This is a genomic window from Leucobacter faecis (assembly GCF_054456635.2).
Map to the genome: position 1 here is coordinate 33,689 of NZ_JBTJEP020000002.1, position 21,824 is coordinate 55,512.

At 67.9% G+C, this 21,824-nt stretch carries 15 protein-coding genes; 6 read left to right on the forward strand and 9 right to left on the reverse strand.

Annotated elements, in window-relative coordinates:
• Positions 1-28 precede the first annotated feature (28 nt).
• A complete protein-coding gene (locus ACXR2T_RS01865; RefSeq protein WP_458838317.1) occupies positions 29-1,393 on the forward strand; it encodes a phosphotransferase in 1,365 nt (454 codons plus the stop codon).
• On the opposite strand, the gene ACXR2T_RS01870 is transcribed toward ACXR2T_RS01865, so the two are convergent.
• Both ACXR2T_RS01870 and ACXR2T_RS01875 read right to left on the reverse strand, forming a co-directional pair.
• Positions 1,390-5,010: an ATP-dependent helicase gene (locus ACXR2T_RS01870; RefSeq protein ID WP_458838316.1), complete on the reverse strand. Its 3,621-nt coding sequence runs from the start codon at positions 5,008-5,010 to the stop codon at positions 1,390-1,392. The two genes, ACXR2T_RS01865 and ACXR2T_RS01870, sit on opposite strands and share 4 nt — an antisense overlap.
• Positions 5,007-8,456, reverse strand: coding sequence for a PD-(D/E)XK nuclease family protein (locus ACXR2T_RS01875; protein ID WP_458838315.1), 3,450 nt, complete (start codon positions 8,454-8,456; stop codon positions 5,007-5,009). The genes ACXR2T_RS01870 and ACXR2T_RS01875 overlap by 4 nt, the downstream gene beginning before the upstream one ends.
• A 173-nt stretch (positions 8,457-8,629) precedes the next feature.
• Here ACXR2T_RS01875 and ACXR2T_RS01880 point away from each other — a divergent pair, with 173 nt between their 5' ends.
• A complete protein-coding gene (locus ACXR2T_RS01880; RefSeq protein WP_458816821.1) occupies positions 8,630-8,854 on the forward strand; it encodes a DUF3107 domain-containing protein in 225 nt (74 codons plus the stop codon).
• A 182-nt stretch (positions 8,855-9,036) separates the two neighbouring features.
• Here ACXR2T_RS01880 and ACXR2T_RS01885 read toward each other — a convergent pair whose 3' ends face one another.
• The 3 genes from ACXR2T_RS01885 to ACXR2T_RS01895 are packed head-to-tail and all read right to left on the reverse strand — an operon-like array spanning position 9,037 to position 12,492.
• Positions 9,037-10,530, reverse strand: coding sequence for a bifunctional phosphopantothenoylcysteine decarboxylase/phosphopantothenate synthase (locus ACXR2T_RS01885; RefSeq protein ID WP_458838314.1), 1,494 nt, complete (start codon positions 10,528-10,530; stop codon positions 9,037-9,039).
• A 33-nt stretch (positions 10,531-10,563) separates the two neighbouring features.
• Complete coding sequence (locus tag ACXR2T_RS01890; protein ID WP_458838313.1) at positions 10,564-11,757, reverse strand: methyltransferase domain-containing protein; 1,194 nt, start codon at positions 11,755-11,757, stop codon at positions 10,564-10,566.
• Positions 11,758-11,772: 15 nt separating this feature from the next.
• Entirely contained in the window at positions 11,773-12,492 is a 720-nt protein-coding gene (locus ACXR2T_RS01895) for a ferritin-like fold-containing protein (RefSeq protein WP_458838312.1), read from the reverse strand.
• Positions 12,493-12,632: 140 nt separating this feature from the next.
• Here ACXR2T_RS01895 and ACXR2T_RS01900 point away from each other — a divergent pair, with 140 nt between their 5' ends.
• Positions 12,633-14,198 (forward strand): DEAD/DEAH box helicase, encoded by a 1,566-nt coding sequence (locus ACXR2T_RS01900; protein WP_458838311.1) that lies wholly within the window; start codon positions 12,633-12,635, stop codon positions 14,196-14,198.
• Positions 14,199-14,345: 147 nt separating this feature from the next.
• Here ACXR2T_RS01900 and ACXR2T_RS01905 read toward each other — a convergent pair whose 3' ends face one another.
• Positions 14,346-15,197, reverse strand: a complete 852-nt coding sequence (locus ACXR2T_RS01905; RefSeq protein ID WP_458838310.1) for a PHP domain-containing protein — start codon at positions 15,195-15,197, stop codon at positions 14,346-14,348.
• 80 nt (positions 15,198-15,277) lie between these two features.
• On the opposite strand from ACXR2T_RS01905, the gene ACXR2T_RS01910 reads away from it, so the two are divergent.
• Together ACXR2T_RS01910 and ACXR2T_RS01915 are read left to right on the forward strand one after the other, a co-directional pair.
• Positions 15,278-16,672 (forward strand): aminopeptidase P family protein, encoded by a 1,395-nt coding sequence (locus ACXR2T_RS01910; RefSeq protein ID WP_458838309.1) that lies wholly within the window; start codon positions 15,278-15,280, stop codon positions 16,670-16,672.
• Positions 16,665-17,210 carry a hypothetical protein gene (locus tag ACXR2T_RS01915; RefSeq protein WP_458838308.1) on the forward strand — a complete coding sequence of 182 codons (546 nt, stop codon included), beginning with the start codon at positions 16,665-16,667 and terminating at the stop codon, positions 17,208-17,210. Before ACXR2T_RS01910 ends, ACXR2T_RS01915 begins: the two co-directional genes overlap by 8 nt.
• Positions 17,211-17,254: 44 nt before the next feature.
• Here ACXR2T_RS01915 and ACXR2T_RS01920 read toward each other — a convergent pair whose 3' ends face one another.
• Positions 17,255-17,713, reverse strand: a complete 459-nt coding sequence (locus ACXR2T_RS01920) for a YchJ family protein (protein ID WP_458838307.1) — start codon at positions 17,711-17,713, stop codon at positions 17,255-17,257.
• Positions 17,710-19,458 carry a DUF885 domain-containing protein gene (locus tag ACXR2T_RS01925; RefSeq protein ID WP_458838306.1) on the reverse strand — a complete coding sequence of 583 codons (1,749 nt, stop codon included), beginning with the start codon at positions 19,456-19,458 and terminating at the stop codon, positions 17,710-17,712. Before ACXR2T_RS01925 ends, ACXR2T_RS01920 begins: the two co-directional genes overlap by 4 nt.
• Positions 19,459-19,581: 123 nt before the next feature.
• Here ACXR2T_RS01925 and ACXR2T_RS01930 point away from each other — a divergent pair, with 123 nt between their 5' ends.
• On the forward strand, positions 19,582-19,800 hold the full coding sequence (locus ACXR2T_RS01930; protein ID WP_458816801.1) for a hypothetical protein: 219 nt from the start codon (positions 19,582-19,584) through the stop codon (positions 19,798-19,800).
• Positions 19,801-20,066: 266 nt separating this feature from the next.
• Here the strand turns inward: ACXR2T_RS01930 and ACXR2T_RS01935 are convergent, their stop codons facing one another.
• Positions 20,067-21,746 (reverse strand): aminotransferase class I/II-fold pyridoxal phosphate-dependent enzyme, encoded by a 1,680-nt coding sequence (locus ACXR2T_RS01935; RefSeq protein ID WP_458838305.1) that lies wholly within the window; start codon positions 21,744-21,746, stop codon positions 20,067-20,069.
• Between the last annotated feature and the right edge of the window lie 78 nt (positions 21,747-21,824).

Genomic DNA, 21,824 nt, shown 5'->3' on the forward strand with positions numbered 1-21,824 from the left:
CGTGCCCGCTGATGCATACGCTGTCTATATGGCCAGCATCCCTCTCACTTTAGCCGCGCTCGCCACCTCCGCGGTGCCAGACCTCACGGTATTCGGCGCCCGGGCGCTCGAACCCAACCCTGACTTCGTTGAAGCGGTCATCGTGAGCGAGGACGCCGAGCTGCTCGTGCGAGTGCCGCGCACCCAGTCGGCCGAGGCGCTGCAGCGTGGAGAGCTGCTCGGCCTCGCCGCGCTCACCGAGGGGCCCAGGTCTCAGTTGCCCTTTGCTGTGCCCGAACCTCAGGGAATGACGCGGGCGGGCCAAACCCGCGCGGTCGTTACCTCGCATCTCGCTGGCGGCTCATTCGAGGCCTCCGACCTGCAGGCGGATTCGTTGCTCATCGAATCGATCGCTCACACAATCGCTTCGATTCATTCGCTGCCCGTGAGCGTTGCACAGCACGGCGGCCTCGCCATCAACTCGGCAAACGATGCCAGGCTTGCAGCGACGCGCGTCATTGACCGCGCCGAGCAAACTCGACTCGTGCCAGAGGTGGTGCGCAGGCGCTGGCTGAGCGTTGTCGAAGATGCGGCGCTGTGGGACTTTGCCCCCTCAATGGTGCACGGCACACTCAACGAGAGCCAGCTGCGCATCGATGATGACCGCGTCACCGGTGTGCTGGGCTGGTCGGGGCTTGCTGTTGATGACCCCGCGCTCGACTTCACGTGGCTACTTGGGGCGAGCGCTGAGGTGCTGGACGCGGTACTCGAGCGCTACGCCGACCTCCACAACCCGGGTGTGCTCGCGAAGTTGCGCTCGCGCGTGGCGCTGTACCACGAGCTCGAGGTGGCCCGGTGGCTGCTGCAGGGCGTCGACAGCCACGATCAAGACATCGTGGACGATGCTGTGGCGATGCTCGATCGACTCGTGAACGGTGGCCACACCCTCACCTCTGCCCTCGCGAAGGCACGCGACCGCTCGCCCCTGTCTGCGGCCGAGGCCGAACAGATTCTCAGCGAGACCCCCGAGGTGGTTGACTTTCTGTCTGACACCGCTGCCTACGAGGCGCTCGACGAAGACCGCATGTTTGGTGAAGACACCGAGTTCGTCGAGCCCCTGACGGCAGCAGAAGCCGACGCGGCAAGCGCTGGTACCGGCGCTGGTGAAGCAGGTACCGGTGAGGCAGGTACCGGTGAGGCAGGTACCGGTGAAGTAGGTACCGGGGCGTCTGGCGACGAGGGTACGAGCGAGGCTGCTCGTACTTCCGAGGCCAACAGCGACGCCGCAGGCAAGTTCCCCTCCGCTGAGCTCAACCCCGACGACCAGGTAACCGACGTGTTTCACACCGATCTGATTGAACCGGGAAGCCCCGGCCCGAGCTCTGCAGGCGGGCCGGGGGGCGAGGCGCGCTAACCTCGATCTTCGAAGCGCCGCTCGGCAGCTTCGAGCCACAGCCCTTCAAGCTCGGCGAGGCTGCGCGGGGTGTCGCCGCGTAGTTCCACCCCCTCGGCCACATAAAACAGGGTGACGTCGATGCGTTCGGGCGGTACCCCCGCCCACTGTGCGTAGGCGTGGCGGTAGAGGTCGAGCTGAAAGAACCGGGTCTCGCGCTCGGCGGCGGTGGCCGGAGCCCGCCCTGACTTCCAGTCGACCAACTCGAACCGAGACGCGCCGTCGTCTCCCACTTCCTCGAACACGGCGTCGAGTTTGCACACGAGCGAGCGGCCGGCAAACGGCAACACTACTTCTTGCTCAACCGAAATGGGTTGGCGTGACGCCCAGCGTGAGCGTTCAAACTGGTCGATCAGCGGCTGCAGCGCTGCCGCGTCTTGCCCCAGGTCTTCGGCTGTTTCATGCGCGAATGCGGCATCGACCCCTGCTGCATCAAGCGCTGCGGCATCGACCCCTGCCGCATCAAACGCTGCTGCATCAAACCCTGCGGCTGCGGCTGCTCTCGCGTCAGATGTCTCGGTTTCGAGCGCCAGCGCGCCTGCCGGTTCGAAACCGGCGAGGGTGAGCGCGGTGCCACGCGCGGTCGTCGCCCGGCGCTCCACCCACTCGTGAAACAGGTTGCCCACGCGCGTGCGCCGGTACGGTCGCTGCGGCACGGGGCGCAGTCTCGTTCGCTCTGCAAGCACCGGATCGTCGATGAAGTCGTGAAACGTCGACGCCGTGATGCGCGTGGCGAGCGGAGTTTCGGTGTGCGTCTGTTGCGCGCGCCGCTCTGCAAGCAGCAATCGCACGGTCGGGTCGATGGCTGGGCCTGCGTCGCGCGCCGTACCCGACTCCCCAGGCTCTCCAGGCTCTCCCGGCTCTCCCTGATCAGCCGGATCAGCCGCGAGCAGCGCGCTCACGACATCGGCTGCTGCCAACACCGCCGCTCCCCGCTTTCCGAGCGGATCGAGCGGCCAAGTGAGCGTCAGCTCGTCTTGTTCGCTCGGATCGGTCTCATATACGGTCGCCTCGGGCAGCCCTTCGATGAGCGCGTTGCCCTGCATTTCGGTCGACTTCTCGTCTTGTAGCTCGGTCAAGAAGTCAGAAGGCACGCGAGCGCGGGTCTGCCCACCCCAGAATGATCCGGTTACCAGCAGTCGAGAAGCGGCGCGCGTCACCGCGACGTAGGCCAGCCGGCGTTCTTCTTGCGCGTGCCGGTCCTTGAGCGCCTGCGAGTACTCGGCCATGCGCTCCTTAAGCTCTTGCTGTGTCTCGCAGATGCGCCAGTTCAGTTCGGGGCGCGCGGCCGCGTCACCGCGAAGCTCATCGGGCAGTTGCCCGGTGCGCAGCCAACCCGCCCCGCTCTTCGATGACCCCGGAAACTCACCGGCAACGAGCCGCGGCACGGCCACCAGATCCCACTCGAGCCCCTTCGAACCGTGCGCTGTGATGAGGTGCACCGTGTCGGGCGACGGGGCCGCGACATGTTCCGCTACCTCGTCTGCCTCGGTGGCCCGCTCGAGCCACTCGAGCAGCGACGCGAGCGTCGCCGCCCCGTCGATCGATAGGAACTGGTCAACGAGCTGCACAAACGAATCAATATTGGCGTGGGCGGCCGAGGTGCCCGAGGTCTCGCGAGCCTCGTTCGCATCAAGCTCAATGTCGAGCTGCAGCGCGTACACGGTCTCGCTGATCAGCTCGGTGATGCTGCCCCCCACGCCGAGACGCAGCTCGGCGAGCATCAGCCCGGCCTCCCGCATGCGCTCGAGGCCGGTGTCGCTCACGCCCTCGAATGCGCGATGCCGCGTGGGCTTCATGCGCGCGAGCTGGTCAAGCGCGTCGATGAGGGTGAACGCACGATCCGGATCAGGGAGCACGCTGTCGGCCGCGCGGTCGCGCTCGTTCAGCTGCTGCTGGGTGACGTCGCGGTCACCGAACCAGCGTGCCGCAGCACGCAGCCCCGCGATATCGGCCGCCCCCACCCGAAACCTCGGGCCGGTGAGTAGCCGAATGAGCTCGCTCGACGCGTCGGCGTACCAGACTGCCCGCAGCACACTCACGACGTCGGTGACCTCGGGGGTTGTGAGGAGACCGCCCAGCCCGACGATGCGATTGGGCACACCGGCCTCGGTGAGCGCGGCAGCGACCGGGGCCATGTGTTTGCGGTTGCGAAACACGACGGCCGCGGTGGGTGATTTGCCGTGCTCGGCCTGAAACGCGGCGCGGGCATCGCGCATCCACTCGGCGAGGGCGAGCCGCTCCTCGTGCACGGTTTCGGGGAACCGCCACTCCACGCTGCCTATGGCGGCCCCCGGGCGGGGGGCAAGCCGCGGCACGTCGATCGCCGATTCTGCCGCGAGCGGCGCCGAGATGATGTTGGCGGCGGCCAGCACGCTCACGGGATTGCGCCAGCTCGTCGAGAGCGACAGCGTTGCCTGTGGCACCCCCCGGCCACCAAAGTCTTGGTGAAACGATGTGAGCCCTTCGGCTGATGCGCCGCGCCAGCCGTAGATTGACTGGTGTGGGTCGCCCACCGCCATCACGGCCATGCCCGCAAAGATGCGCGACAGAAAACGTGTCTGCCCGACTGACGTGTCTTGCACTTCGTCGAGCAGCACCGTGCGGTAGCGGCGGCGTATCGCCTGCACAGCCTCGGCAGACTTCTCGATGACGCGCGTGGCGAGGGCAAGCTGGTCTGAGAACTCGAGCAGGCCGCGCGCCTGCTTTTGCTCGGCGTAGGCGCGGGCAAGCCGTGTAATCAGCGGGGTCTCTTCGAGCGCTTTGAGCGCGTCGCGCACGGGCGCATACACTTTGCCCACCGCGCCGGTCTGCCGCGCCTTTTCGTTGTAGGGCAGCTGCTCTACCCGAGCGAACTCGGCGATGACCTGGTCGACCCTGTCAAACGATGTGAGGTTGTCTGAGACGGCGTGGTCGAGTTTGAGCATATTGTCGATGAGCTTGGGCAGGCTCAGTTCGCTCGCCACAAGCTCGGGGTCACGGCTCGCCACTACTACTTCGCGGGCGAGCCCCCACGCGGTTGATTCGTCGATGATCGCGGCGCCGGGGGCCACGCCCGCCGCGACACCGAACTCTTGCAGCACGGCCGCGGCAAACGCGTTATAGGTGCTCACGTCGGGCAGTTCGAGCCCGTCGGCGAGCAGCTCGCACACTTCGGTCGCACGCGCTTGCTCGAGCTCAGTGAGCATCCCGCGCTCGGCCGCATCGACGAGCCGCTCGGCGAAGGTCGCGAGCCTGCCCGCGATACGCTCGCGCAGCTCACCCGCCGCTTTGCGTGTAAACGTGAGCCCGAGCACTTGGTCGGGGGCGACGATGCCATTAGCGACGAGCCACACCACACGGTTGGCCATCGTCTCGGTTTTGCCGCTGCCAGCCCCAGCCACCACGAGCGCGGTGCCTTCCACCGGGTGCTCGATCACGGCCTGCTGCTCGGTGGTGGGTGTGAGCGGGGTGGCCGGCGGCACGGTGAGCAGCTCGGCAATGCGGGCCGCCGAAAACACCACGGTCGCGGTGGCGCCAGCAGCGCCAGCAGCACCCACGGCACCCGCGGGCGGCTCGTTTGAGGCGTACGCGCTCATGCTCGGCTCACCGCCGGAATAATGTGAATCTGGCAGTCGCCGGGTTTGTACTGGTCAGAGCAGTGGTGATCGACACGGGCAATAAACTCGCCGGCCGCCATAACTCGGGCAGCCGAGGCTACACGCTGCATAAACGCCTCCTTCATTTCTTCGCTGATGGGCGCTTGCGCGCGTTCGACAAACACGTTTTTCTTCGTCGCGTCTGGGTGCACATACAGCAGCCTGGCACCCCCGGTCACGACTTCTGGCTCGGAGCTAGTAGCTAGCTCGTGCGTCGCTACTCCCCCGGCCGCCGCCCCTTCTGACACCGCTCCCCCGGCCGCCGCCCCTTCTGACACCGCTCCCCCGGCCGCCACTTCAGCGTCGAGCACGAACGACCCCAGCGCCACCCCTAATTGGTAGGCCTGCAGCTGCGCATGCTCAGCCGTTTCGCCCGCAGAAGGCACGTTGCGCCCGGTTTTCAGGTCGAGCACGGTCACCTCGAGCCGACCATCGGGCAGGGTGCGCCCCTCGAGCCGGTCGGCCGTGCCACGCAGCAGCGCGCGCTCAATCGTGGCCTGAAACCTTGCTTCTTGCCCGAGCAGCTCGCGGTCTGACGCTTCGAACTCGCGCAGGTACCCGGCGAGCCCATCAACCATCGCCTGCGCGGTGCGCTCAGAGCGCTCAGACTGCCAGTCGGTGTCGAACTGCAGCTTTGACCACTGTGAGAGCACGGCGGCCAGCAGCTTTGCCGAATCTGGCTCGCTCACAGTCTCAAACGCGTGGTGCACCAGCGTGCCGATGTTCGCTTGCAGGTTGCTACTGCCGCCGCCGAGCACCGCAATCGCCCAGCTGAGCGGGCACTCCTCGGCACGTTCGAGCTGCGACGGACTCACCGGCACCGTCGCCTCAGGGTCTGCGTCGAGATCGATGAGCGGCCTTCGCGTGCTCGGGCCGCGCACACCGTACCAGGTGCCGGGGTGGGCGCCTGGCAGGTCTTCGCGCGCGAGCGCCGCGAGCGTGCGCCCCGCAGTCTCGTCTGTGGGCTGCTGTACGAGCCTGCGCCGCATCTCGGCGGTCGCCCCGCGCAGCGTCAACCGTGAGCTCGGTAGCCCCTCACAGCGAGCAGCGTCACCGAACCTGAGGAACGCCGACGGGTGCTGCTCTTCGTCTGCCACCGCGACGACAAGCAGGTCTTCGCTCGCGCGCGAACAGCTCAAAATCATGAGCCGTAGCTCGTCATGAATCGTGTCTCGGCGCGACGGTGTCGCCGCCGCCCCGCCCCGCAACCACCGCTCGAGCGCTGTGGCTCCCAGCAGCATGCCGCGCGCGCGCAAATTGGGCCAGCTGCCATCTTGCAGTCCGAGCACGGCAACCTGGGCGAACTCTCGCCCGATCGCACCCTGCGGTGTCGTCACCGTTACCAACTGCCGGTCAGACTGTCGCGCTAGTGAATCCTCGGGGAGCGTGTTCTCCATGAGGTCGGTGAGCAATTGCGCGATCGGCTGCGCGCTGTCGTTCTCCTCGTGCCGCTGCAGCGCAAAAAACAGTCCCATTACCGCATCGAGCGCCCGGTTTGCCTCTGCAGCGCGCGCGGGCCGACCGTCGAGCGCCTCGCGCTGCAGCTTTGCGTCGAGCTTCGTACGCTCCCACACGGCCCACAGTGTCTCACGCGCGGTGCCGCCCGCGGCGCGCACCTTCGTGCCAGCCGCGGCCACGAGCCCCACCTTGCGCAGGGCCCGACCACCCGCACTGTCGACAACGGGTTCGGGCCCCGGCTGCTCGAACGCCGCAAACACCCGCTCTTCAATCGGCGCCGGATCACGCCCAGCGTCTGCCGCCGCCCGCCGTTCGCTGATCAACAGCTCCCGTCGCAGGCGTCGCCGCGCCACAGGGTCGAGCCCCCCGATCGGGCCGCCCACGATGTCGAGCACGTTCGCGGCGCCGAGCTGTTCGTAGCCCAGCGCGTGACGCAGCAGCGCCACGAGGTCTCGCACCAGCTGGTGGTCGCGCAGCACGATGCCTCCCGCCGCCAGCGTCGTGGGCACCTGGTGCAGGGCAAGCGCACGTGAGGTTCGCACGGCGTCGGCACGGCTGCGGCAGAGCACCGCCATGTCGCCCCAGTCGAGCGGCACACCGCCTCCCAGCCCCAGTCGCCTCGATCGCAGCTGGTACGCGACGACGCCCAACTGTTCGGTGACAGATTCGGCGAGCGTAAACTGCAGTGCGGGCGTGCGTGCGCCAGTGGGCGCTACGGGATCTGTGGGCACGGCAGGCGCTGCGGGTTCTGTGGGCACGGCAGGCGCTGCACCTGCGGCCGCCACTGCACCTGCGGCCGGCACTGCACCTGCGGCGGGCACTGCACCTGCGGCGGGCGCTGCGGGCTGTGCCGGACCCGCCTCACGCTGACCGCCCGCTCCCCGCGCGCCCACCCGGCGGCTCAGGCTCTGTACGAACTCGCGCAGGTCACCGGTCTGTCGGTGGGAGACCGCGAGCACCACGCGTTGTTCTCGCTCACGCGCGGCCGTGCGGCCGCCGCGGCGCACCAGCTCGCGCTCGGGGTGCACGGCAAGGTCGCTCGCTTCACCCTGAAACGCCGCCGTCGACACGTCGGGGTCGCCAAACGCCCACACCGTGCTGCCGCGCGCGGCACAGGCGGCGATCAACGCGAGCGCCCCCTCTCCCACTTCTTGGGCGTCGTCGACCAAGATCAATTTCGGTAGCCGCATGCGCGCGCCCTCGTGCACTCCTCCCTCGGCCGCCACCAGCTCGGCCGCGGCGCGCAGCAACCCACTCGAGGTCAGCTCCCCCGGCCGTTCGACCGCAAGCTTCGTAGCTACGGCATCGATCACTTCGAGCCCGGCCGCCCAGCGCTCAGCAAGCCCCGCGTCTGGTGCCATTGAGTGAGCCTCGCGCCCGCCAACCTCCGCCGCCGCCAACACCTCTTCGGCGAGCCCTTTGCGGCCCCGCCCGTAGTCGTCGCTCACGCGCCACAGCTCGCGCAGCTCACCGCGAAATGCCGGGCTCATGAGCACCTCTGGTGGGAACGCGGCCAGACTGGTGAGCCCAGCGGCTTCGGCTGCGGCCCCACTCCCGGCGCTCTCGAGCAGCTGCGCAATCGCTTCGTCTTGCACTGTGCCTGTGAGTAGCCGCGGGGCGTCTTCCCCGCGTAGTGCCGCGCCGCGCGCAAGAATCGAGAACGCGAGCGACGTCGCCGTGCGCGCGGCGGTGCCCCCCATCGCCCGGCTCGCGCGCGCCTCGATCTGCTGCCGCAGCGTCGTAGCGCTGAGGCGGTTGGGGGCGAGTGAAAGCACATCCTCTTCGCTCCACCCCGGCTCTTCGAGCGCTCGCACGTGGCTCTCGACGAGCGTGGCAGTCTTGCCCGTACCGGGCGCCCCCAGCACACTCGCGTGCAGCGCCGTATTGAGCGCGAGCACCAGCCGCTGCGAATCATCGAATTCGATCATGGCCACAGCCTACTTGTGACGTACGACATCGCCGTTTCGCGCTGCGCTCACGGCGAACGAGCCGCACTGCTGCAGCGCCAGACACGGCTCGGGCCCTAGACTCGAGACAGGTATTCACGCCCAGGCTCAGCCGGGCACCCGTGGCATCTCGCCACCGCACTCAAGGAGGCACCGTGGAAGTTCGCATCGGCATCAAGGATTCCCCCCGTGAGCTCACCTTCGAGACCGAGCAGGCGGCCGCCGATGTGCGCGAGCTCATCGAAGCTGCCATCACGAACGACGCCCCGCTCGTGTCGCTGACCTCAGAGAAGGGTAACCAGTACCTCGTGGCTACCCGCTCGATCGCATACGTGGAGCTCGGCGGCGAGACCGCCCGCAAGGTCGGCTTCATCAGCTAGTAGAGCTCTCCCCACGACTCTGCATCGAAATGACGAGACGGCATGGAAATAACGCATTTTCCATGCCGTCTCGTCATTTCGATGCCGTCTCGTCGCAGCACCCGCCAAAACAGCCTCGTCACAGCACCCGCCAAAACGGCCTTTCCACAGCACCCGCCAAAACGGTCTATCCGCAGCACCCGCTAAAAGTCGCGCAGCTCCTCGCGCACCGCGTCGAGTAGCCTGTCTGCCACGCGGCGCTTACTCCCCGACGACCTGGTCACCACGTGACCGTCGGCATCGAGCACCATGAGCGTGTTGTCGGCCGACTCGAAGCCCGCGTCCCATCCCACAGCATTCACCGCGAGCAGGTCGACGCCCTTGCGGGCCAGCTTGCGCAGCCCCCGCTCGAGCAGCTCCTCTTCACTCTCGACGGTTTCTGCCGCGAACCCGACGATAATCTGGTCGGCCACCCGCTCGCGCACCAGCCCCACGAGAATGTCGGGGTTTTCGACGAGCGAGATCGTGGGGGCTTCGCCGGGCGAGTCCTCTTTGCGTATCTTCTGCTCTGACCGGTTCGCTACGCGGTAGTCGGCCACCGCTGCCGCCATGACCACGGCCTGGGCGCCCAGCGCCGCCGCCTGCGCCGCATCGGCGAGTTCTGCCGCGGTGCCCACGGGCACCACGCGCACGCCCGCCAACTCGCGCACCGGCGCCAGCACGGCCTCATCAATGTTGGCTGCGAGCAGCACGACCTTCGCTCCACGCAGCGCCGCCGCCGCGGCGACCGCCGCCCCCTGCCTGCCGCTCGACCGGTTACCCAGGTACCGTACGGGGTCGATCGGCTCGCGTGTACCGCCCGCCGTCACCAGCATGCGCAGCCCCGCGAGATCCTGCGCAGGCACGGGGTCCCCCTCCTCCTGCGCAAACCACGGGGCAGCCGAAGCAGCCCCCGGAGCGAGCCCAGGCGCGACCGCCGCATCGTCGCCTTCAGCATCAGCATCAATATCAATATCGGCATCGAGCGCGCCAAGCGCGGTCGTTGCTCCGGCTGCGAACCCATCGTCAAGCTCCGGATCGAGCCCACCCGCCGCCGCGACACCGCCGTAGGCGCTGTCTGCTTCAGCAGCACCACCGCCAGCAGCACCAGCACCCGCACGAGCGCCAGCACCACCACTCAGCAGCTCGTGCGCGCGCGCCGCGATCTGGTCGGGCTCGCTCATGCGGCCCGCACCGGAGTCGTCACCGGTCAGCCGGCCGCTCTCGGGGCCCACCACGTGCACGCCGCGCGCACGCAGAATCGCCATGTTGTCTTGGGTGGCGGGGTGCTCCCACATTTCGGTGTGCATCGCCGGCGCGATGAGCACCGGCGCGCGCGTCGCCAGCAGTGTCGTTCCCAGCAGGTCGTCGGCGAGCCCCGCGGTCATGCGCGCGATCGTGTTCGCCGTCGCGGGAGCCACGATCACGAGGTCGGCGCCCTGCCCGAGCGCGACGTGCCGCACCGACGCGACATCCTCGTGCACCGAGGTGGTGACCGGGTGGCGACTAATCGCCTCCCATGTCGGCTTGCCCACAAACCTGAGCGCGTCATCGGTCGGTATGACGTGCACGTCGTGCCCCGCCTCCACGAGCAGCCGGGCGAGCAGCACGGCCTTGTACGCGGCAATGCCGCCGGTCACTCCCAATACGATGTTCACCGGTTCATCTTCGCACTTTTCGTGCGCTGTGAGCTACCTACGTTCGAGCAGCACCATCACCTCGAGGTGTTTCGTGTGCGGAAACATGTCAAACACCCGCGCGCTTTGCACCCTGAAACCAGGCATGGCGGCGAGGTCACGCGCGAGCGACTCGGGGTTGCAGCTCGAGTAAATCACGCGTTCAATGCCCGACGCTTCGAGCCACCCGGCAAGCTCCGCCCCAATGCCGCGGCGCGGCGGGTTCACGATGACCATCTCGGGCACCTCGCGCGCTCCAAGCGCAAACGCGGTCGCGTCTGCCGCGATGAAGTGCGCGGCCAGCCCCGCCTCGCGCGCGCTGCGCACGGCCGAATCGATCGCTGCCTCGCTAATTTCGACGCCCGTCACCTGCGGGCCCGGGGCCAAGGCCTCACCGTTCGATCCGGATCCGGAACCCACGGACGGTGCGCAGTGCAGCGCGAAGCCACCGACGCCGCAGTAGAGATCCCAGAGGGAGGCGGGCCCAGCTGCCGCGACCCACTCGGCGGCCTGGGCGTAGAGCGCCCGCGCGACGGCGGTGTTCGTTTGGAAGAAGCTGCGTGGCAGCAGGTGCAGCGCGATTGGCCCGAGCTGCATGGTGAGCGAGGATCCGATGAGTGGCCGCTCTTCGTCGCCCTCGAGCACCGCCTTGTGCTCGGGCAGCAGGTTGATTGAGGCGGCCTCGATGCCGGGCACCAGCTGGGTAAGCCGCGGCTTCAGCTGGGTGAGCCGGTCGGCAGCGTGCGCGCTGCGCACCACGAAGCGCAGCATGAGGCGGCCGGCCGGTGACGAGGTGACGTGCACAAATTTGAGCTCCCCGCGGCGCGCTGGCACATCGTAGGGCGCAAGGTTCGACTCTTCGAGCAGCCGCGCGATCGCGGGGATCACAGCGTGAATCTCGGGCGACTGGATGAGGCACTCGCGCAGGTCGACGCCGCGTTGATCGGGCCCGAGAATACCGAGCGTGATGTCGCCGGGCACACCCCCCACTACGAGCTTCGCCTTATTACGAAAGCCGGTGACTCCGCCCTCGACGGGTTCGAGCCAGGCGGCCTCGGGCACCGAGGCGAGCAGACTCTTGCAGCGGGCTTCTTTCTCGGCGAGCTGCCGCTCGTAGGGCGTCTCGATGAGCACACACGAACGGCATACCCCGCGCTCGAAGTAGTCGCAGTGGGGCGTGTTCGCTTGAGTGAGTAACGGTTTGCGCATTGCGTGGGCCAGCGGCTAGGCCGTGAGGCCGAGCGCGTCCATGCGGCGAATGTGATCGGCAATAAGCTCGGTGAACACGGGCTCCACCTCGCTCGCGTCAAAGTCACGGCGCTCGCTGAGCGTGAGCACCGCGCGCGACATGAGCAGCGTGTCGCCCACGAGTCGCCTGCCCCACACCGCGAGCCAGCTGCCGAGCGCATCGTCTGCCGCGAGCTCGCCCTCGAGCAGCTCTTTCAGCTCGCCGCGGCCCGTCTCGCTCTGCAAAATCGAGATCGCGTCAGAGCGAAAGCCGTCTTTAAGGCCTCGCGCTAGGCTCGCGAAGAAGTCGTCAAACAGTCCCCCCACCAGGTACAGCGACAGCACGTGCTGGTGCCAGTCGGTCGTCTCGATGCGCTCGACGTACGCGTCGATCACGCCGGCGTAGGGCGACATGAGCGTGTGCGGTTCGTGGCCGCGGTCCCTTATTTCTTGAGTGAGGCGCTGGTGCTTATCGAGGGTTTGGCCCGCGACATGGGCGAGCACGTTCTTGGCCTGCAGCGTGGGCGCCCCCGAGACGGCGCGGGTCGCGGCCTCATACAGCTCGAGCTGCAGGTACGAGGTGAGCCCCAGAAACGGCAGGATCCCGGGCGCAAACTCGGCAAGTTCTACGCGCTCAGCGTCAGCTGAGTCGCCGCGTGAACGCAGCTTGCGGGCGGGGGCTGACTGCCTGCGCAGGCCTCGAATCCATTCAAACACCCCGCCAGTTTAGCCCCGGTGCGCACGCTTACTGGAATAGACTGGCCGGGTACGTATTCACCGCGGGTGCCGCAGGAGCCCCCGCCGCTGCGCCTTTGAACACTGCGTGCGCAGCACCGCACACCGACAAGGACGCACACGTGACGACATTTCTCGAACTCGGCGTTGACCAAGACATGGTCGACCAGCTAGCTACCAAGGGCATCACCGAAGCTTTTCCCATTCAAGAGCAGACGATTCCGCTCGCGATCTCGGGGCAAGACATTATTGGCCAGGCCAAAACCGGCACCGGCAAGACCTTTGGCTTTGGTCTGCCCGTGCTGCAGCGCATTGGCGCAAACCCCGAGCCCGGCGTACAGGCGCTCATCGTGGTGCCCACCCGCGAGCTCGCCGTGCAGGTATACGAAGACCTCGAGCTGGCGGCTGCCGGGCGCGGGGCGACCGTCGTGCCGATCTACGGCGGTAAGGCGTACGAGGGCCAGATCGAGCAGCTGAAGGCTGGCGCGCAGATCGTCGTGGGCACGCCCGGCCGCCTGCTCGACCTGTCAAGCCAGCGCTTGCTCAACCTGTCGAAGGTGCGCGAGATGGTGCTCGACGAGGCCGACAAGATGCTCGATCTGGGCTTTCTGCCCGACATCGAGAAGCTGTTCTCGAAGGTGCCGGCGGTGCGCCACACGATGCTGTTCTCGGCAACCATGCCGGGCACGATCGTCACGCTCGCGCGCCGCTTCATGTCAAACCCCGTGCACATTCGCGCGTCTGACCCCGACGAGGGGCTCGCGCAGGCGAACATTGAGCACATCATCTACCGTGCGCACTCGCTCGACAAAGACGAGGTGATCGGCCGCATTCTGCAGGCCGAGGGTCGCGGCAAGACCGTCATCTTCATGCGCACCAAGCGCGCCGCTGCCAAGCTGCAAGAGGAGCTCACCGACCGCGGCTTCAGCACGGCCGGGGTGCACGGCGATCTCAATCAGGATCAGCGCGAGCGTGCCATGGCCGCATTTAAAGCGGGCAAGAAGGAGATTCTCATCGCGACCGACGTCGCCGCGCGCGGCATCGACGTTGACGATGTGACACACGTGATCAACCACACGGTGCCCGAGGATGAGAAGACGTACCTGCACCGCGTGGGGCGTACCGGCCGCGCCGGTCGCACCGGCATCGCGGTCACGTTCGTCGACTGGGAAGACATGCACAAGTGGGCGCTCATCAACAAGGCGCTCGACTTTGGTGTGCCCGAGCCTGTCGAGACCTACTCGTCGTCCCCCCACCTGTTCACTGACCTGAACATTCCCGAGGGATCAAAGGGCCGCCTCAAGGCCACTCCCGTGAAGGAGAGCGCACCCGCACGCCGCGCTGGTGCGCGTAGCGGCGGTGGCGCTGCCAGTGATGGCGCGGGTAGCGCTGGCGCCGGTGAGCGCTCGGGCGAGGGCCGCACACGCACGCGCCGCCGCACCCGCAGCGCCAACCCGCAGGGCCGTGGCCGCCACGAGCCCCACGGTCACGAGCAGCACGGTCACGACCTCGCGGGCGGGGGTGAGCCGGGGGCTTCGCTCGACGGCGCCCTCAAGCACGCCGCTAAGGACACCACGAGCGAGGGTGCTTCGGGCACGCGTCGCCGTCGCCGCCGTCGCACCACGGGCGGCGCCGCTGCTGGCGAGTCGGCGCAGTCGACACCGTCGGCCGAAGCAGCCGCAGAGTAGCCGCGATGTGACGGGGTGGCAGGCACCACCCCGTCATTCTGCGGCGACACCCCACCCAGTCATTCTGCGGCGACGGAGTCGATCGCAGAATCCACGCCCGCGCAACTACGGAATGTTTCATCGCGCCGGGTGCCTGGGCCGGCGGAATTACTGCGGGTTGGTGACGCGCTCACGCAGCCTGGCGACCACTGCTGCTTGGGTGCGGTGCGCCCCCAAGCGGTTGGGCTTACCCGCCCCGTGATAGTCACTTGACCCCGTTGTTTCAAGGCCCAACCGCGCCGCGGCTTCGACAATCGGCGGCATCCAGTCGGCCCGGTTCTCGGGGTGATCAGTTTCAATGCCCCATAGCCCCGACGCCGCAAGCTCGGCAATGTCGGTGGTAGCGATCGCTGCGCGCTGCCGAAATGCGGCGGGGTGGGCGAGCACCGAGACGCCGCCCGCTTCAGTGACGAGCCTGATCGCTTCACGCGTGTCGATCGCGAGCGTGCCCAAGTAGTACGGTGAGCGCGGGTGCAGTATTTCTTCGAACGCGGTCGACCTGTCTGCGAAGTACCCCTTCGCTACCAGCGCGTCGGCGATGTGCGGTCGGCCGACCGTTGCAACATCGCCCGCCCCCACGACGTCTTCGAGTGTGATGGCATAATCCACGGCCACCCGCCGCACCATTTCTTTGAGCCTGGTGAGCCTGGCCACTTGCACCTCTCCCAGCGCGGCGAACAGTTCACCGTGCGCAGGGTCGATGCCGTAGCCGAGCAGGTGCCGCGAAGCACCATTGTGCTTCGTCGTGATTTCGATGCCTGGCACAAACGAGACCCCGTGGGCGGCAGCGGCTGCCCTGGCCTCCTCCCACCCCGTGATCGTGTCATGGTCGGTGAGCGCAAAGCCCGCGAGCCCCACCGCCTCTGCTTCGGCTGCGATCTCGGTCGGAGACGTCGTGCCGTCTGAAAACGCTGAGTGCGTGTGCAGGTCGAAGCCAACGCCTGCCAAAAGATGCGCCATCTTGCCATTGTATGACGAGGGGCGACACTCGCTATGCCGCTCTATCGTCACGCCCAGGCCGGGGTGAGACAATGGCAGGCATGACCGAGAGCGCGCAGACCACCCACGAGGTGGAGATTGACAACACCAACCGCAGCACGACGCCGCAAAGCGACGTGTTTACCTCGTACATTTCACAGCACTGGGCGGACCGCCCCGAGGTCACGCCGAACCTCTTGGCCGCGGCTCCTTTTGCGGCCGAGCGTCGCGCCGCTCTCGGTGCGCAGTTTGTCGGTGAGCGGCTTGTCATTGAAGCCGGTGCTATGAAGCAGCGCTCCAACGACACGTTCTACCAGTACCGTGCGCACAGCGCGTTCGCGCATCTCACCGGTTGGGGCGCAGACTCCGAGCCCGGCGCGATCCTGGTGCTCGACCCGGCCGCTCCCGGCGCGTCGGCCGCCACGCACGAGGCCACCCTCTACTTCCGTGAGCGTGCGGGCCGCGACAGCGACGAGTTCTTCGCGAACCCCGAGATCGGCGAGTTTTGGATCGGCGCGCGCCCGTCTCTCGTGCAGGTCGCTGCCGCGCTCGGTGTGCGTACCGCCCCGCTCGCTGACTTCGCCGCCCAGGAGGGCGACCGTACTCTCGCTGACGCGCAGCTCGCACGAGCCACGTCTGAACTGCGCCTCGTGAAGGATTCCTACGAGCTCGCCGAGATGCAGGCCGCCGTTGACGCCACGGCTAAGGGTTTTGATGAGGTGCTCGCGGCGCTGCCGCAGGCGAGTGCGCACCCACGCGGTGAGCGCATCGTCGAGGGTGTCTTCAACCAGCGCGCACGCCTCGACGGCAACACCGTCGGCTACGAAACGATCGCGGCCTCTGGCCCTCACGCGTGCACGCTGCACTGGATCACGAACAACGGTCCCGTACTCGACGGCGACCTGCTGCTGCTCGACGCGGGCGTCGAGCTCGACAGCCTCTACACGGCCGACATCACGCGCACGATTCCCGTCTCGGGCACCTTCTCTGACGTGCAGCGTCGGGTCTACGAGGCAGTGCTCGAGGCCGCAGACGCGGCGCGCGCGATCGTGCGCCCGGGCATTCGTTTTGGCGACGTGCACGACGCGGCCATGGCCGTGATCGAACGCAAGACCCGCGAGTGGGGGTTTCTGCCCGAGGACGACGGCACTGCGTACTACCGTCGCTACATGGTGCACGGTACAAGCCACCACCTCGGCATGGACGTGCACGACTGCGCGCAGGCGCGGCGCGACATGTACCTCGACGGCAAGCTCGAGGAGGGCATGGTGTTTACCATCGAGCCCGGTCTCTACTTCCAGCCCGACGACCTCACCGTGCCGGCCGAGTACCGCGGCATCGGTGTGCGCATTGAGGACGACATCGTCGTCACCGCAGACGGTTGCGTGAACCTCTCGGCCGATATTCCCCGTGAGGCTGACGCCGTTGAAGCCTGGGTACAGCGCCAGCGTGGCTAATACTTCTCGTGTACGTGCGGCGGGCGCCGTGGCCACGGTCTGCGTGTTTCTCGGCACCGCCGCGCTCGCGCCGTTCTCGATGACCACGGCGTTCGCCCTCGACGGGGGCGCAGGCGGTGTTCCCGGCGCGCGCACTGCGCAGACGCTGCAGAGCACCGACGCCACCATCACGGAACTCGACACGAGCATTGACGGCGTCGAGGAAGCCACAGCCGTGGCTCCCGGCATCGGCGCGGCAGCGCAGCTGTCAAAGGCGTCGCCTGCCGAGTACTCCCTCGAAGAGTTTCTCTTCAGCGGAGTCGTGAACTGGAGCGGCTACCGCTTCACGTTCTATAGCCAGCAGGTGCTGCCAGGGCCAGGCCTCGCGATCCCGGGCCGCCACGTCAACGCGGGCGGATACGTCGCAGACGAAGACGGCTACATTGTGCTCGCGGGCGACCACCCGAAGGGTGCCGTCTTCGACACGCCGTTCGGGTACCCCGGCAAAATCTACGACCGCGGCACGTTCGGCAACCACCTCGACGTCTACATTCGTTAGCCGGCGGGAGGCTGCCTTCTCGGGCTCCCTCCCGCACGCTGCGGCTAAACGAACTCGGCCTCGCCGTCGACGTACACCCAGCGCCCGGCCGCATCGCGCACGAAGCGGCTGCGCTCGCGCTGCTCGAAGCGTCCCTCGGGGCCGCGGCCGATCGCGGTGAACGTCACAAACCCCTCACGATCGAACGGGCTGCCCGCTTCGACACGCTCGATGAGCAGTCGCCGCCACACCACGTCGGGGTCGATCTCGAGCTCCTCGGGCCTCGTCGTTTCGTGCCAACTGCGCTCAAGGTAATCGACCAGCCCCAGCGCGAACGCGGTGTACCGCGACCGCATCAACCGCTCTGCGGTGGGCGCGGGCTCCCCCGCGTGCAGCGGCCCGCAACACGCACCATACGACTCACCGCGCCCGCAGGGGCAGCCTGCCTCCGCCGCGAGCACGGGCACCGCGGGTCCAGATACTACGGCCCCAGGCCCCGCTACGCCCGGCTCGTCGCGCGTCATGCTCGCTCCCCCAACCCGCCGCGCAGCGCCTGCTGCAGCGTGTCGAGCCGCACTCCGCCCAGAGCGAGCGCCCTGCGGTGAAATTCGCGCACGTCGAAGCTCGATCCGGATCCCTCGGCCCGCGCGCGAGCTTCCTCGCGCAGTTCCTCCCAGATGCGCTGCCCGATCTTGTACGAGGGCGCCTGGCCCGCCCAGCCGAGGTAGCGCAGCACCTCGAAGCGCACGAACGCGGGCTCCATGTTGACGTGCTGGCTCATGAATTCGAAGGCGTAGTCGCCCGTCCAGGCGCCGCCCCCGCCGGGCCGCTCTTTGCCGAGGTGCACGCCGATGTCGAGCACCACGCGGGCGGCCCGCATGCGCTGCCCGTCGAGCATGCCCAGCCGGTCGGCGGGGTCGTCAAGGTAGCCGAGCTGCTCCATGAGCCGTTCGGCGTAGAGCGCCCAGCCCTCGGCGTGCCCCGATGTGCCCGCGAGCTGCCTACGCCACTCGTTGAGTGTGCCGCGGTTCACGACAGCCTGCCCGATCTGCAGGTGATGCCCGGGCACCCCCTCGTGGTACACGGTCGTTAGCTCGCGCCAGGTGTCGAACGTCTCGACACCCTCGGGCACCGACCACCACATGCGGCCCGGGCGCGCAAAGTCGTCGCTCGGCCCCGTGTAGTAGATACCGCCCTCTTGCGTGGGCGCGATCATGCACTCGAGCGTGCGAATCTCGTCGGGAATCTCGAACTGCGTCGCCCCGAGCTCTGCGACCGCGCGGTCGCTGACCCGCTGCATCCACTGCTGCAGCGCGGCGGTGCCGTGCAGTTTGCGTGTCTCGTCGCGGTCGAGCTGCGCGATCGCTTCTGCCACGATGCCCGGCCTGGGCCCACCGCCCACGATCTCGGCGGCGACCCGCTCTTGCTCTGTGACCATGCGCGCGAGCTCGTCGAGGCCCCACTCGTAGGTTTCGTCGAGGTCGACGCGCGCGCCCAAGAACCCCTCTGAGGCGAGCTCGTACCGGTCGCGCCCAAACGCGTCGGTCGCCGTCGCGTGCGGCGCGATCTCGGTCTCGAGAAACCGGGCGAACCCGTCGTAGGCCGCAGCTGCCTCGTTTGCCGCGCTTCTCGCTAGCTCAAGGTCCTGCGCGAGCGCCGCGTCACGCCCCGCGGCCGCCCCAGAGTGCGCTGTCGCGCCCGCTTTGTCGCCGAGGCAAGCAGCGAGCGCGCCAAAGAAGCCGGGGGCCGCGGGCGTGCCTGCGGTGCGGCGGGCCTGGGCCGCGACCTCGGTAACCTGCCGCAGCGCGGGCGCCATGCCGCGCGCCGCGCCCTCGGCGAGCGAGCGCTCGTAGCTCGCTACCGCGGCCGGAAGAGCGCGCAGCCGCTCGATAATGCGTGCCCGATCTTCGGCAGTGCCCTGAGGCATCAGGTCGAACACGTCGCGCATGTCTTGCATCGGTGACGCGATCACGTTGAGGTCGCGCAGGTGCTCGCCCGCCTCGTACTGCGCGAGCGACAGCCGCAGCTCAGCCGACAGGTCTTGGCGCGTCACCTCATCGACCGCGTCGACCGGCGTGGCCGCTTCAAGCTGCGCGAGCGTGCGCCGCTCAGCCTCAGCGAGCGCCTCGGCGCCCTCTGGCGAGTAGTCAGCGAGCGTCACGCTGGTGCGCCCAATGTAGGTGCCCACCGTTGGGGCCAGCTCGGCGACGGTGTCGACCCAGCCCTCGGCGATTTCATCGATGATCGTTGGTGTGCGCGCAGCGTCCATATCTTCGATCCTAGGGCTGCCTGGCGCGGGCGCCCGCGACGCGCGCCGCAACCGGCTAGGATGGTGACATCGCCATTTTGGCACCCGCCACTTTCGGCAGCTCAGACTCGCGAGGAGACATCCGTGAAGATCCGCACCCGTATCGCCACCGCCGTGACCGTAGCTCTTGCTTCGGTGTTCGTGGCCACCCCCGCATTCGCGCACGTGGGCCCCGAGGCAAACCCCTACTCGTCGGCAGGCCACCCCGTTGACGTGGTCGCGATCTCGATCGTAGGCGTTGTGATCCTCGCCATCGTGCTCATCGGCTCAACCCTCATCGGCAACCTCTTCGAGAAGAAGTAGTCGAGAAGAAGTAGTGGGGGCCCGGTAGTCGGGTTCAAAAGGCGCCGCCCGTCTGGGCGGCGCCTTTTTTGTTGGGAGAAGGCGAGCGGGTGGTCAGTGGATCCCGCATCGGCGACGAGGCGGCATCGAAACGACGAGTCGGTGCGATAAATACGTATTTATCGCACCGACTCGTCGTTTTGATACCTGCTCGTGCTCGCTTGCGGTTGTGCGGGTGCGGTGCGGGTGCGGCGCGACACCCGCCCCGCCCGCTCCACCCGCTACACCTACTTCACCACTCGAAACTGCGCGACGAGCGGGTCGACGGCGCCGCGCACGTAACCCGTGGGCGAGGCCGCCACCGCTTGCAAGAAGGCCACCGTCTCGGCGGTGATCTCTTCACCCGGCAACACGTTTGGAATACCGGGCGGGTAAGCCGCGAGCGTGTCGGCTGAGATGCGGCCGACCGCCTCACCAGCCAGCACCGTCTCACTGTCGCCGAAGTAGGCGACCCGCGGTTCTTCGAGCAGCCGCCCGGGCGCGGGCAGCGCCGGAAACCCGCCGGTCGCAGCCGCATCGGGCGTAAGCGTAGCCGCCTCGTCAGCGACGCTGCCAAGCGCCGCCATGACACGTTCAATATCGGGGACCGCCAGCGCGCCGATCACCGCCACGACACTCGAGGCCGTCGACATTTCGAGGTAGATGCCGTGGCCGTGATTCATGCGGCTGCGCACCCAGTGGCCGCTCTGGCCGAGCCTCGACACATCGATGGGCACGCGCAGCAGGTCGGTGGCGACGATGTCATCGAAGCTGCCAAATTCGTCGCTGATCACGCTAAACCGCGGGTCGGCCCGCAGCAGCTCGCGCAGTTGCTGCGCGGCAGCGACAGCCTCGCCGATGCGGGCTTCGTTCGTCACGAGCGCGTGCCTGGCCTGGTCAAGTGACCCCATCAGCACCCCGCTCATCGACGTCGACGACGTCATCGAGAACGCGCGTTCAACGAGCGGCGCGAGCCTCGCCGCGATCGGACCGTGACCGAGGTGCAGCATCGCCGACTGTGTGAGCGAGCCCGCGAGCTTGTGGGTGCTCGAGATCACCAGGTCTGCCCCCTGGCGCACGGGCGACTCAGGCAGCTCAGGGTGAAAGCCGAAGTGCGCACCCCAGGCCCCATCGATGATCAGGGCTGCGTCGTGTGCGTGCGCCACCTCGGCAAGCCCTGACACGTCTGCGGTCGACCCAAAGTAACTCGGCGAGACGGCGTAGACGCTCGTCACGGGCCGCCCCGCTGCCGCCTCCCGCGTGAGCGCGGCGTCGAGGGCCGCCGGCGTGAGCCCGTGTGCAATGCCGTGGCGGGCATCGATCGCGGGCATCACAAACGCGGGCATCAGCCCGGCAAGCAGCACTCCGTCGGTGAAGCTCGAGTGCATGCTGCGCTGAATGAGCACCCGCTCCCCCAGCCCGCGCACCGCGATCGCGGCGGTGCGCGTCGCCTGCGACGCGCCGTTCGTCAGAAACCAAGTGCGTGACGCGCCCCACGCCTCGGCCGCGAGCTCACGCGCGTGGGCGAGCGGTGAATCATCGCCCAGGTCAATGCCCTCGAGCATCAACGGCACGTCCATGCGCGCGACCTGCTCACCAAACAGGTCGGCAATGTGCGCGGCGCCCCCAGCCGGATCATTGCCGTGCCCCGGCACCATGAGCGACAGTGGCGAGCTTTCGGCGAAACGCCGCAGCGCGTCGGCGTACGGCGCCCCGCGCTGCCCGGGCGAGAGCCTGTCGACCAATGGCCACTGCTGCAGGCCACACCCAGCGAGTGCACCCAGGCCTTCGCCGCCGCGCGCGGGGCTCGCGTCGGTGGCTGCTGCGGTGGCAGGTGAAGCAGCGGGTTGGGGTGCGGTGATCTCGGATGCGGCAACCTCGGATGCGGCGACCCCGGCGCGGCCGTCGTGAGTGTGGTGATCGAACATACCTTCAGCGTGGCCGGAATGCTGCGCGAACGGAACCCGTGAAACGACTCTCGGGCGTAATAGACTGTATGGAGCCAA

Coding starts and splice junctions, on each gene's coding strand:
- ACXR2T_RS01920 (WP_458838307.1), bottom strand. CDS start 17,713: ATGACGCGCGACGAGCCGGGCGTAGCGGGGCCTGGGGCCGTAGTATCT.
- ACXR2T_RS01865 (WP_458838317.1), top strand. CDS start 29: ATGGCCAGCATCCCTCTCACTTTAGCCGCGCTCGCCACCTCCGCGGTG.
- ACXR2T_RS01935 (WP_458838305.1), bottom strand. CDS start 21,746: ATGTTCGATCACCACACTCACGACGGCCGCGCCGGGGTCGCCGCATCC.
- ACXR2T_RS01875 (WP_458838315.1), bottom strand. CDS start 8,456: ATGATCGAATTCGATGATTCGCAGCGGCTGGTGCTCGCGCTCAATACG.
- ACXR2T_RS01905 (WP_458838310.1), bottom strand. CDS start 15,197: ATGGCGCATCTTTTGGCAGGCGTTGGCTTCGACCTGCACACGCACTCA.
- ACXR2T_RS01925 (WP_458838306.1), bottom strand. CDS start 19,458: ATGGACGCTGCGCGCACACCAACGATCATCGATGAAATCGCCGAGGGC.
- ACXR2T_RS01910 (WP_458838309.1), top strand. CDS start 15,278: ATGACCGAGAGCGCGCAGACCACCCACGAGGTGGAGATTGACAACACC.
- ACXR2T_RS01870 (WP_458838316.1), bottom strand. CDS start 5,010: ATGAGCGCGTACGCCTCAAACGAGCCGCCCGCGGGTGCCGTGGGTGCT.
- ACXR2T_RS01890 (WP_458838313.1), bottom strand. CDS start 11,757: ATGCGCAAACCGTTACTCACTCAAGCGAACACGCCCCACTGCGACTAC.